Genomic DNA, 12,354 nt, shown 5'->3' on the forward strand with positions numbered 1-12,354 from the left:
CCGAAACGGACGACATGCGCGAAGCCCCGGCGCTGGTGCTGATCGACAAATTGGTCGCAGCCGGCTGCGCGGTGAAAGTCTACGACCCGATTTCGATGCCGGAGTGCAAACGCCGTATCGGAAACAAGGTAATTTACTGCAACGATATGTACGATGCCGCGGTCGATGCCAATACGCTGCTGCTGGTCACCGAATGGAAGGAATTCCGGATGCCGAGTTTCTCGGTGCTGAAGAAGGCCATGGCAGACAAGATCATTATTGACGGGCGCAACATCTACGACAAAGAAGAGGTTCTTGCTGAAGGATTCATCTATTCAGCAATCGGAAAATAATTTTAAATATTATCCGAATTGTTTAAGTATGATATTTATCATATGAAAGCATGTTTTATGAGCTTGGGATATATTGATTTCCACTGTTATTATCGCGGCTAATACTAAACGCGCTTTTCGATATCCAACTCGGACTACTTTCTCCAATCATCAATACAGGGCGTGATAAGGCGCGTTAAAACAAAGGGCGCAAGAATTACAAGAATTATATGTGACCGACACTTGAGAACGCAGCTGTTTTCTTCGGCAGCGAAATCATAAACGACAAAAAATATTTATGACACAAGCGGATGCCATCATAGCCAACCGCTACAACACATCGTTGAGCGATGCTGCTGAGAAAATTTACATTCGTGAGATTTCCCAAAGGGATTAAGCTATGAAAGTTATAGTTACCGGTGCTGCCGGATTTATCGGAGCAAACCTTGTGTTGCGCATCTTGAAGGACGAGCCCAAGGTAGAGATTCTTGGAATAGATAGCGTAAACGACTACTACAACGTGAGCATCAAAGAGTTCCGTTTGGCAGAGATAGAGAAGTCGACTGCCGAACATCCCGAATGCACATGGAAGTTTGTCAGAGGCAACATCGCCGACAAGGAGTTGATTGATACTCTCTTTACAGAATTTCAGCCCGATGTGGTTGTAAACCTTGCGGCGCAAGCCGGTGTCCGTTACTCGATAACCAATCCTGGAGCATATATCGAATCGAATCTTATTGGATTCTACAATATCTTGGAAGCATGCCGCCATTCCTATGACAATGGAGCTAACGGTGTTCAGCATTTGGTCTATGCATCAAGTTCATCTGTATACGGCTCAAATGAAAAAGTACCTTATAGTACAGATGACAAGGTGGACAACCCCGTGTCGCTCTATGCCGCAACCAAGAAGTCGAACGAGTTGATGGCGCATGCCTATTCGAAACTCTACAATATTCCATCCACTGGATTAAGATTTTTCACTGTCTATGGTCCGGCTGGACGTCCCGACATGGCATACTTCGGATTCACGAACAAACTCATTAAAGGCGAGATAATTGAGATTTTCAACTATGGCAACTGTAAGCGCGATTTTACGTACGTTGATGATATTGTTGAAGGCGTTCTTCGTGTGATGCGCAAAGTACCTGAAAAATCTATCGGTGAGGATGGGTTGCCCATACCGCCATACAAGATTTACAACATCGGCAACGGTAATCCTGAAAACTTACTTGACTTTATACAGGTTCTTCAAGAAGAGCTTATTAGAGCAGATGTGCTTCCTGCCGATTATGACTTTGAGGCGCATAAAAAACTCATACCAATGCAGGCGGGAGATGTACCTGTTACATTTGCAGATACTTCAGCATTAAAAAAGGATATGGGTTTTCAACCTTCAACTCCATTAAGGGATGGATTGAGGAAGTTTGCTGAGTGGTATAAAAAATTTTATCTATAAAATCATTCTTAGAATCTAACATTAATGAGAATAAACCCACTTATCCATCATCTAAGTTTGGTTATGTAGTACCAGTTGTTGAAGAAAAGCCTAAAGATTTATGAAGTATCTCGTTTTATTGAAGTACAATCTGGAGATCACCTCGTCGAAGAGGATATAGAGTTTGGATGGATGTGGCAAATGGTTACTTCCAAGTTGGGAATAAGAATATTACCATCAATTTATAGTGATTAAACCTTAGGAAATGCCCAGTGAATTTAATTTAAGGATCGCTCGCAATACTATTATTTTGTATGTAAGATTGTTTTTTACTTTAATTCTTTCTTTATATACATCTCGAATACTCTTGAATGCAATAGGTATTGAAGACTATGGCATTTACAATATTGTTGGTGGAGTTGTTGTATTATTTACATTCTTAAATAATTCAATGACAACCTCAACTCAACGATACCTCAACTATCACCTTGGGCTTAATGATAAAAAAGAAACGTTGCATATATTTTGCATTAGTTTGCAAGCTCATTATACTATAGCTCTGATAGTTTTATTATTTGTGGAGACTATAGGGTTATGGATTGTATATACGCAATTAAATATTCCTTTAGAAAAAATGCCTGCAGCAAAATGGGTATATCATATTTCAGCAGTAACATTATTTATTGATATAGTTAGAGTTCCATATAATGCTAGTGTAATTGCATATGAAAATATGTCATTTTATGCTTTATTTTCCATAATAGAATCAACTTTAAAATTAGGTATAGCTTATTTGTTATTGTTTTGTACAAATGATAAATTAATCATCTACTCTTTATTGCTCTTGCTTTTATCTATAACTTCATGGATTACTTATAGAACATATTGTCGCAGAAAATATGCAACCTGCAGATATCATCAAATAGTAGACAAGGCAAAATTTAAAGAGTTGATGTCATTTAGTGGATGGTATATGTTCGGAGGACTCGCAATGATGGGTTCCAAGCAAGGTATAAATATTGTGTTGAACATCTTCTTTAATGTTGCAGTAAATGCCGCTGTAGGTATTGCTAATCAAGTTAGAGGAGCAATTATGCAATTCGTGAATAGTTTGCAAACGGCGTTCAATCCACAGATAGTAAAATTATATGCGACACAAGATACAAACAACCTATTGCTGTTAATTAATAGGGCTACTAAATATTCGTTCTTGTTGATGTATATGTTAGCTCTTCCAATTGTGGTTTGTTGTAACGAAATATTAAATCTATGGTTGGTAAATGTTCCAGAATACGCAGTTGTATTTACTCAACTAATAATTATATCAGCTTTCTTTGAAGCAATATCTGCACCTCTTTGGACCGCAATTGGTGCTACTGGTTTTGTTCGTCGGTATCAAATTATAGTTAGTACGATTATTCTGCTTGATATCCCTGTATCTCTAGTAGTCCTTCGGTTAACAGCATTACCTAGCATTGTCTTTCTTATTGGTCTACTGATATCATTTGTCGCATATCTATTTAGGTTATTCTACATTAAAAAATGTATTGAGTTTAGAACAACGACTTATCTCAAAGAGGCAATATTACCTTGTCTGTATTCAATCGTACTTTCTGCGCCGATTACTTATTGGGTACATTCGATTTTAGATAGTTGGAATGGATTCATAATTACCATTATTGTGGCTTTACTTTCATCAGCTCTTTCAATTTATGCAATAAGTCTGTCTAAATCAGAACGTAGTTTCCTACTCTCCAGCATAAAGTCAAAAGTATCTAAATTTATATAATCATGGCTGCTTTTTTATCGAAATGGAAATCATCCCTTGGTTGGTTCTTCGTAAATTCGATTTTATCACATACCCCCTCCCGTCACATACGTCACTGGGGGTTAAAACTTATAGGCTGCGATTTGCCCGAAGATTACGCCTTGTTTAGTGGTTTTCATATTCGTAACCCTCATGGACTACATGTGGGGGGGGGCAGTTCTATCGGGCCAAAGGTCTTGCTGGATGCTCGCAATGGAATTAATATAGGTAAAAGCGTTACGATTGCATATGAAGCTATAATTTGGACAATGCACCATGATTATAATGATATCAATTTTAAAACGGTGGGAGGTCCAGTCGTAATCGAAGATTTTGCATGGATATGTAGTCGCAGTATAATACTGCCTGGTGTCATTGTAGGTAAGGGATCCGTTGTAGCATCAGGTGCTGTCGTTACAAAATCTGTCCCTCCATACACTATTGTAGGTGGAATTCCAGCTAAAGTTATAGGAACGCGTGAAGAAAAGAACTACTCATACGCTTCAAGCCTGTCATCAAATCACCTGATATAATAAATCAATGAAGCTTTTCAAAATATCAATAGTACACACATTAATACCATCCATATTTTTTAATCTATGGTACTTCCCGCTTAAAATAGCAATAAAACTGCCCATTTTATTATATAAGCCACATTTCAATTGCTTAAGGGGTAAGATAACTATTCAGAGTAATAAAATATACCCAGGTATGATAAGATTAGGTTTCCTTCAAGGGAATTGTTATCCTAATAGCGGAATTACTTGGTATAACAAAGGGCATATCATATTCAAAGGTCCATGTGCTATTGGGAACAATTCTCATATAGTAGTTATGCCTACAGGGTATGTTGAATTTGGTAATCATTTCCATGCGACAACTACATTTAAATTGCACTCATCTTATGCTATTATTTTTAATGAGTCGGTAAGTTTTGGATGGGACAACACGATCATGGATTCTAATCTTCATCCAATATGTGATAAAGAGAAAAAGGAATATGCTAAATCATATGGTAAAATTGAATTTGGAGCATATAATTGGATAACGACTCAATGTTTAATTCTACATAATGTATCCACCCCTTCCCATTGCATTTTTGCAGCTAAGAGTGTAATTACTCAAAAGAATTTTGAGCCTTATACATTATGGGGGGGGGTCCCGCTAAGAATTATACGCCAAGAAGTTATGCGCGACTTTGAAAATGACGTGATTAATTACGCCTCCTTTAACAAGTAAATACATGAATCAAATCATCCATAAATCCAATAGTGTGTTGACAATATTATCTGTTATTTTGATAGTGTTGATGACAAGATATATGTCTTATGCGATGTATAATATGTGGATGTTTTACGATGATAATCTTAGCGCGCAAATGTCTTCAAGAACCTTATCCATATGTTTAATTTTTCTAATGCTTGGCATTTGTATTTATGGAAGGAAATATTTGGGTTTGACACCAGTAGGTAGATCTGTATTGAGCTTTTTTATATATATATCCATTATAGCTTTTTTCTATTTATTGTTTTATAATTCATCCATTACAACTATAACAACGAGGGTTGGATTATTGATGCTACCCATTTTTTCATTTTTTTCATTTTATATTTTGTCTAAAAGTAAGGTAGATAAAAGAATTTTGAATATTCTGTTTGCATTCTTTTTCATCTCCGTGGTAGTAGATTACTTTAATCAATTATATTCGAATATTTTACTTTTAGATAGAAACATCAATGTTGTATATTACATTGTTATAGCATTCCCAATTATACTATTTTTGAATAAGAAACCCATTAGCATTGTTTCTTTTCTCATAGTTTCATATGCTGTTTTATTAAGTGGGAAACGTGGAGGCGTCGTAGCGCTGGCTTTGGGGCTTATTGCGTATATATTGTTTGCCCAAAAGAAAACTAAGTATTTATTTTATATCGCAGCAACAACGCTTATGGTTGTGTTCGCATTTAATAATATACAAATAAGCAATAGGACTCTTAATAGATTTGATACTGCAGATATAACTTCTGGCCGATCTAACATTTACAAAGATGTTCTTGAAAATTATATTGAGTCCAATGTTTTAGCTTTGATTGTTGGAAATGGATATGATGCTGTAGCCAAAACAACATCAGAGGGAATGACTGCCCATAATGATTTTTTAGAAATTTTATATGACTATGGATTAATCGGACTTATCTTGTTTATATCCCTCCATGTTGCGTTTATAAAGAAAATTCTTAGAATGCATAGGGCCGGCAACGATTATCTATCCGTGGCCATCTTCTTATACTCCATATTTGCGGTTTTTTCTATGGTAAGTCATGTTGTGATTTATCCGTATTGTTTCGTCTTGACAGCAATTCTAGGATATTTAGATGGTATTAACTCACAGCAGAACAGTACAGTTTTCATAAAGTAACGAGATATAGACTTAATTAATATAAATTAAGAATTAGAATGAAAATAGGCATTATTACTCACCATTTTGCATCAAATTTTGGTGCTAATATTCAAACGATGTCTACTATTGAATATATAAAGAAGGCTGGGCATACGCCGATTATTGTCAATTGGACAAATAACACGTTAGTTGCTGACTATAAGAAATCCATACCGAACAGTCAATATATAGAGCATAAAGTTTTTGCAGATAATTACTATCCTCTTTCAGAAATATGTGTCTCAAAAGAAGATATGGCACGTGTGATAGAAAAGGAAGGCATAGAAGCGATAATAATAGGAAGTGACGCCGTAGTTCAACATCATCCATTCATTACACGAATAGCTTTCCCGACAAGACGAGTGATATCGTTCCATAAATTTACAGAAGATCGGCTCTTTCCTAATTTCTTTTGGGGAGACTTTTTGCCTTACTTAAAGAAGAAAATACCTATGGCATACATGTCAGTTTCTTGTCAAAATTCGCCTTATCATTATATAGTAGGCAAGACAAGGAGATTAATGAGAGATGCATGCTCTAAATTCAATTTTATATCTGTTAGAGATTCGTGGACAAAAAAAATGTTTGTTCACCTAAATCCTGTATATGAATCTATACGTATTACACCTGACCCTGTTTTTGCATTGAATAATAATGCAGGCAAACTTCTTCATGATAGGGAGACTATCTTAAAAAAATTTAATCTCCCTGAGAAATATTTCTTAATATCCTTTTTCAAAGGAGATAAAGAATATACAAAATGGGTTCGAGATTTTGCTACACTTGTAAAGCAAGATGGCACAGAACCGTATATGTTTCCATTCCCCAACGGGACCTTTGATATGCCTGGTATTAAAAAGATAGATATCCCTTTATCTCCAATCGATTGGTATTGTCTTATAAAATATTCTTCAGGTTTTGTAGGCAGAAACATGCATCCTATCGTTGTTTGTCTTCACAATCAGGTTCCATTTTTCAGTTTTGATCAATATGGAACTAAAATATTAAATTCTATTTGTGTTCAATCCAGCAGTAAAATATATGACATTTTGTCTCGCGCTAATCTGTTAGAATACCGCGCCACATCTACTGGTCTGTTTCAACAACGTCCGACTCCCAATGAGGTGTATAAGAAAATTGGAACTTTTGATGTAGAACAATGTAAAGTATTCACAGAACGACAATACAACGCATATTTGGAAATGATGAAAGCTATTCTCGCATCATTCAGATAGGGTGTGTATGAAAAAAGTGTTATATATAGATATATTATCCCCATCTGGCCATAAGAACTACAATGAAGGTATTCTAAGAATACTATCTCGTTCTTATCAAGTGGATGTGTGCATGAGAAAAGATTTGCGCCAAAGAATCAATAACAATTATTATAATAACTGTTATGACCTGAATGAACGTCTGTTTCGCGATATAATTGCGTCTAAGATTTCTTCAAGGTTTTTTATTGGTGTTTTGTGGAGAATCAACTTATTCAAATGGATCTTATCTACATATCGTAAAATCATAAAATCATATGATATCATTTTCTTCAGTTCTGCTGAGCCATTGAGCATTTCTATAGCTTCCTTGATAACAACATCGCCGTTCTCATTTGTCGACCATGGAATATGCAAGGTAACCACATCTCGCTCTATAAGGTTTTATTACAAGTATCTATTGTCTTGTAGAGCAAATGTGTGCGTTATGGAACCTTTCATCAAAGAAAAACTATCAAGATATGGGATAAGCAATGTTTCTGTAGTTTATCATCCTTTACCAATTATAACTGTAGAGCAAAAAAAACAACGTGATATCCTTACAATTTTTGCTCCCTCTGGGGGAAATTGCCCAAACTTTATTAGTCAACTGATAACTGAATACCAAAAGATTCCAAATGGAGTTAAAATAGTGATTCGAAGTTCCTCTGTATCGTTTAACAACGACAGACTGGAGGTTTACAATAAGACGTTAGACGGTTCCTCTTATAAAAAAATCTTTAGTACATCGGATGTGATTTTATTACCTTATGGACCTATCTATAATTATAGGACCAGTGCACTTTTATTCGAGGCTCTATGCTATAAAAAGTTGGTTTTTATACTTGGCAATAATACACTGACTCATTATGCGTTTAAATACCCTTCGGTCGTTAAGAGTTTTAAAGCAATAGATGACTTAATGCTCTTAGCCTCTAATATAGAATATGTTGCAGATGATGAGTTTTCAAAAATTAAATCCGATTATTCAGACGATGTAATATTGCAACAACTTAATTGTATCTCGTCTTATGGGAAATAAAAAAGTAATCATAATTCATCCAGATAGGCAACACTCTTTACAAACGGCAAAGGCATTACAAGATGCAGGATATTTACATAAGTACATAACCGCTGTATATTTAAAGGAGCATTCGCTTTCGTCTTTATTCTCTTCTATTGCTCCATCTGGTATAAAAAGAAAATTTCTTAAACATAAGGTTGAAGGTCTTGATGATGATAAGGTAATTTTGGTCTGTGAACTCAGAATGCTCATTTTGTCAATTATCTCATTATTTTTGCCAACTTCTGTTACCTTCTTCATAAGAAAAAAATTGTTACATACTTTTAATAAAAAGTGTGCTAAAATATGCCACGAACAAGACTTTGACATATTATTTAGTTTCGATACTTTGAGTGGAGATTATTATAAAACCTTAAAAGAGAGAGGGGTCAAGCTTGTTTTAGATATGTCTGCACCTTGTTATAAAGCTATGTATGATTCGTACTTAAAGGATGTAAACAAACATCTAGAGCAGTCATTCGTTTTAAAACATTTCCTTCAAGGGCCAAAAGCGAAGATGTGTCTTGAAAATTGTGAGAAAGAATTGAGAACATATGATTATTTTGTAGTAGCCTCTACCTATACAAAGGACACACTGCTTATAAATGGTATTAATGAAGGCCAAATAATCATTGTTCCTTATGGTGTTATGCAACCAAAGAGTTTAGAAAAACGACCTAATGGCAATTTTACCTGCACATATGTAGGTAATGTTTCTCAACAAAAAGGATGTCATTATATCTTTAGAATCGCCAAAGAATATTCTAATATAACTTTTAACCTTATCGGTAATTTCGACAATAGTTACATAGAAATCCCATCTAACTGTATATTGCACGGATATTTAGGGTTTGATAATATCGGAAAAATATTAACCTCTTCAGATTTGTTCCTTTTCCTGTCTTTATCAGATGGTTTTGGTTTCGCAGCTGCTGAAGCTATGGCTTATGGTGTCCCTGTTGTTTGCTCACAAAATTCAGGTATTAGAGATGTTGTTAAAGATTGTGGATGGATTATTCCGCCTGATGATACGGATGCTTTAAGAAACATATTATGTTGGAGTTTAGAGCATCGAAATGAATTGACGAAAAAAGGGAAGGAATCACAACAAAGTTTGACAAACCTTACTTGGGGAAATTATAGAAATACGTTGATCTCTTTCTTTGACACGTTGTAATAAAAAATATGTTATGAAAGCAGTGCGCGAACTGGCTGAAATGAAGAATGATGACAGTATGATGCCGATAACTCCTCATATCAAAAAAATAATCGTAAACACCATATCAACAAAAAAATATGCTGGTGGTACATTTCAGATAGCGTATAATTTCATGTTGAAGACATTGGAAAATCCGGATGTGGAGTGGTATTACTTCGTTTCGAAGGATTTGGATGATATACTTGGAGATAAGTTTAAAGATCTACTTGGACAACATTACTTCTCGTTCCCAACGCAGCCTGATTTCAAGCATTCTTATATGATGGTAAAAAAGAAATTACGCGAACTTGAGAAAAAAATACAGGCAGACCTAGTATACTCTATATCAGCTCCATCATATTTCAAATTCAAAGCAATCGAGGTGATGCGTTTTACGAATCCGTGGGTAACACATCCAAACAAATACTCATGGAGCACGTTGTCACTAAAGAATAAAATATGCTATTACCTCTACGGACTAAACCAAAGAAGAATGATGAAGGCTGTTCATCACTTCATTACTCAAACTGAAACATGCAAAGCTGGAATAATGAGAGTAACTGGTGTGCCTGAAAAGAATGTAAAGGTGGTGAATAATGTGCTACCTGCGATATTCAAAACTATAGACAAAACACCCTATCCTGTTGATAGTAATTGGATAGATGTGGCATGTATTGGCAATGCAACTCCCCACAAAAATTTTGACATTATACCAGAAGTGCTTAAAGAACTGAAGAATTTGGGTATGGACAATGTGAGATTTCATACTACAATTCCTGTTAGCACCTTGTTATTTACGATAAAAAAAAAGATTGAGAAAGAGGAACTGGCGGCCAACTGGGTGAACCATGGTCGTGTCTCTCAGAAAGAACTAGCGGAGGTGTATAAGCATTGCCAATTTTGCTTCTTACCAACACTGCTTGAGGTGTTCTCAGCAAGTACGGTAGAAGCCATGTTCTTCAATCTACCTATCGTTGCAACACATTTCGAGTTTAACACCGAAGTTCTTGCAAATAGCTGTCTCTATTATGAACCCAAAAAGGCAAAGGATGCAGCCATGCAAATCGCAAAATTGGTAGGCAACAAGACTTTACAAGAAGATTTAAAATCAAAGATGCAGAAACGCCTTGAGGTGTATAGTAATTATGACACTCACTTCAAAACTATAAAGCAATTTCTAATTCAGGTAATAGATAACAATTTCAGATCTGATAATTGACAACATTATCGTCCCGAGAAAATTCACCATAGCAGTGCACTGCGATATAAACCAATCTGAGAACTTCTTGAACGCAAATGGAGCAATCCACTTAAGACTCTCTTGTCAGAAATAAGCCCGGCAGAGCTATCAACCTCTCTCGTTTCAATATCTTCATAGACCATATCCTCCGCTCTTGTTACAAAGAAGTCATTGTTAAGATTAAAGTAACTCTATGGCACTGCTGTCAAAAGCATAGACATTTCGTCGAGGCCAAGTATAAGTTTCTGTCCCTTATACAGTTACTTAGCCTTAAATATCAAGATCTACATAATATTTCCCCTTTGTTCATAGCTCGCTTGATAGACCCTATATGCCTAATTGCATAACTATGAGTTCTAATCGGAAACTCCATTACACTTACAATTAATTGCAAATCAAGCAGTTTAAACCCAATCAAAAAAAAAAGAATATTTATCCAGACAGCAATGAATTGATAATTAAATAATAAAAATACTATGTCAGTTTTTAAAGACAAAGTCCTGTTGATAACAGGTGGTACTGGCTCGTTTGGAAACGCAGTGCTTCGTCGCTTCCTTGACAGCGACATCAAAGAGATTCGTATTTTTTCGCGTGATGAGAAGAAGCAAGACGATATGCGTCATGCGTTGCAGAATCCAAAAGTAAAGTTCTACATCGGTAACGTGCGTAAGAAAACATCCGTAGATGTCGCGATGCGTGGTGTAGACTATGTTTTCGCAGCAGCAGCATTGAAGCAAGTGCCTTCATGTGAGTTCTTCCCAATGGAGGCAACAATGACCAACGTAATAGGTACTAGCAATGTTTTGACATCAGCAATTGAGCACGGGGTAAAGAACATAGTGGTACTCTCCACCGACAAAGCCGCATATCCTATCAACGCCATGGGGATCTCCAAGGCATTGATGGAAAAGGTGGCCATTGCCAAAGGACGTGAACTCAGCGAAGACTCACAAACCACTATTTGCTGCACTCGTTATGGCAACGTTATGGCATCGCGCGGTTCCGTAATTCCTCTCTGGGTGGAGCAAATGATGGAAGGCAGGCCCATCACTATCACAGACCCCAACATGACGCGCTTTATGATGACTTTGGACGATGCAGTAGACCTTGTAATCTATGCATTCACGCACGGACACAACGGAGACCTCTTTGTACAGAAAGCTCCGGCTGCAACACTTTCCACTCTCGCAGAGGCTTTGAAACAGATCTATTCGAAGATAGACCCCAAGTATGGGGACACCGAGGTAAAAGTTATCGGCACACGTCACGGCGAAAAGCTTTATGAAACGCTCGTAACACGCGAAGAGATGGCAAAAGCTATCGATATGGGTAACTATTATCGAATCCCCTGCGATAACCGTGATCTGAATTACGACAAGTTTTTTATTGAAGGAAATGAGGATGTATCTCGAATTGAGGACTACCATTCGCACAATACACACCGCCTTGATGTTGAGGGTATGAAGGAACAACTTTTACGCTTGCGCTTTGTACGCGAAGACCTCGGACTAGAACCACGTGCAAAGTCTAAAGAGATACGAAGCGAATAGACCATTCTTTTATTCATGCATAGAGTCTTATGCTCTGCTGAAACATCTTCTTTA

Annotated in this window: 11 protein-coding genes; all 11 read left to right on the forward strand. The window is 36.4% G+C overall.

Annotated elements, in window-relative coordinates; translation table 11 throughout:
- Positions 1-332: UDP-glucose/GDP-mannose dehydrogenase family protein (locus KG007_RS10775; RefSeq protein WP_249413323.1), on the forward strand; the 332-nt coding region annotated here is incomplete at its 5' end.
- 379 nt (positions 333-711) lie between these two features.
- On the forward strand, positions 712-1,770 hold the full coding sequence (locus KG007_RS10780; protein ID WP_213348802.1) for an NAD-dependent epimerase/dehydratase family protein: 1,059 nt from the start codon (positions 712-714) through the stop codon (positions 1,768-1,770).
- A 244-nt stretch (positions 1,771-2,014) separates the two neighbouring features.
- Complete coding sequence (locus KG007_RS10785; RefSeq protein ID WP_213348804.1) at positions 2,015-3,538, forward strand: lipopolysaccharide biosynthesis protein; 1,524 nt, start codon at positions 2,015-2,017, stop codon at positions 3,536-3,538.
- A 2-nt stretch (positions 3,539-3,540) separates the two neighbouring features.
- Positions 3,541-4,089 carry an acyltransferase gene (locus KG007_RS10790; protein ID WP_213348806.1) on the forward strand — a complete coding sequence of 183 codons (549 nt, stop codon included), beginning with the start codon at positions 3,541-3,543 and terminating at the stop codon, positions 4,087-4,089.
- A gap of 178 nt (positions 4,090-4,267) precedes the next feature.
- Positions 4,268-4,795: an acyltransferase gene (locus KG007_RS10795; RefSeq protein ID WP_213348808.1), complete on the forward strand. Its 528-nt coding sequence runs from the start codon at positions 4,268-4,270 to the stop codon at positions 4,793-4,795.
- Positions 4,796-4,799: 4 nt separating this feature from the next.
- Positions 4,800-5,975, forward strand: coding sequence for an O-antigen ligase family protein (locus KG007_RS10800; protein WP_213348810.1), 1,176 nt, complete (start codon positions 4,800-4,802; stop codon positions 5,973-5,975).
- 38 nt (positions 5,976-6,013) lie between these two features.
- Positions 6,014-7,231 carry a polysaccharide pyruvyl transferase family protein gene (locus tag KG007_RS10805; RefSeq protein ID WP_213348812.1) on the forward strand — a complete coding sequence of 406 codons (1,218 nt, stop codon included), beginning with the start codon at positions 6,014-6,016 and terminating at the stop codon, positions 7,229-7,231.
- Positions 7,232-7,697: 466 nt separating this feature from the next.
- Entirely contained in the window at positions 7,698-8,291 is a 594-nt protein-coding gene (locus KG007_RS10810) for a hypothetical protein (protein ID WP_213348814.1), read from the forward strand.
- On the forward strand, positions 8,281-9,489 hold the full coding sequence (locus tag KG007_RS10815; protein WP_213348816.1) for a glycosyltransferase family 4 protein: 1,209 nt from the start codon (positions 8,281-8,283) through the stop codon (positions 9,487-9,489). The genes KG007_RS10810 and KG007_RS10815 overlap by 11 nt, the downstream gene beginning before the upstream one ends.
- 13 nt (positions 9,490-9,502) lie before the next feature.
- Positions 9,503-10,729, forward strand: coding sequence for a glycosyltransferase (locus tag KG007_RS10820; protein ID WP_213348818.1), 1,227 nt, complete (start codon positions 9,503-9,505; stop codon positions 10,727-10,729).
- Positions 10,730-11,226: 497 nt separating this feature from the next.
- On the forward strand, positions 11,227-12,300 hold the full coding sequence (locus KG007_RS10825; RefSeq protein ID WP_213348820.1) for a polysaccharide biosynthesis protein: 1,074 nt from the start codon (positions 11,227-11,229) through the stop codon (positions 12,298-12,300).
- Positions 12,301-12,354 lie beyond the last annotated feature (54 nt).

Origin of the sequence: Alistipes montrealensis (assembly GCF_018362775.1) — a bacterium.
Taxonomy (GTDB): domain Bacteria; phylum Bacteroidota; class Bacteroidia; order Bacteroidales; family Rikenellaceae; genus Alistipes; species Alistipes montrealensis.

Excerpts from the sequence above, each read along its gene's own strand:
- KG007_RS10780 (WP_213348802.1), top strand. The coding sequence starts at position 712 with ATGAAAGTTATAGTTACCGGTGCTGCCGGATTTATCGGAGCAAACCTT.
- KG007_RS10785 (WP_213348804.1), top strand. The coding sequence starts at position 2,015 with ATGCCCAGTGAATTTAATTTAAGGATCGCTCGCAATACTATTATTTTG.
- KG007_RS10790 (WP_213348806.1), top strand. The coding sequence starts at position 3,541 with ATGGCTGCTTTTTTATCGAAATGGAAATCATCCCTTGGTTGGTTCTTC.
- KG007_RS10795 (WP_213348808.1), top strand. The coding sequence starts at position 4,268 with ATGATAAGATTAGGTTTCCTTCAAGGGAATTGTTATCCTAATAGCGGA.
- KG007_RS10800 (WP_213348810.1), top strand. The coding sequence starts at position 4,800 with ATGAATCAAATCATCCATAAATCCAATAGTGTGTTGACAATATTATCT.
- KG007_RS10805 (WP_213348812.1), top strand. The coding sequence starts at position 6,014 with ATGAAAATAGGCATTATTACTCACCATTTTGCATCAAATTTTGGTGCT.
- KG007_RS10810 (WP_213348814.1), top strand. The coding sequence starts at position 7,698 with ATGGAACCTTTCATCAAAGAAAAACTATCAAGATATGGGATAAGCAAT.
- KG007_RS10815 (WP_213348816.1), top strand. The coding sequence starts at position 8,281 with ATGGGAAATAAAAAAGTAATCATAATTCATCCAGATAGGCAACACTCT.
- KG007_RS10820 (WP_213348818.1), top strand. The coding sequence starts at position 9,503 with ATGAAAGCAGTGCGCGAACTGGCTGAAATGAAGAATGATGACAGTATG.
- KG007_RS10825 (WP_213348820.1), top strand. The coding sequence starts at position 11,227 with ATGTCAGTTTTTAAAGACAAAGTCCTGTTGATAACAGGTGGTACTGGC.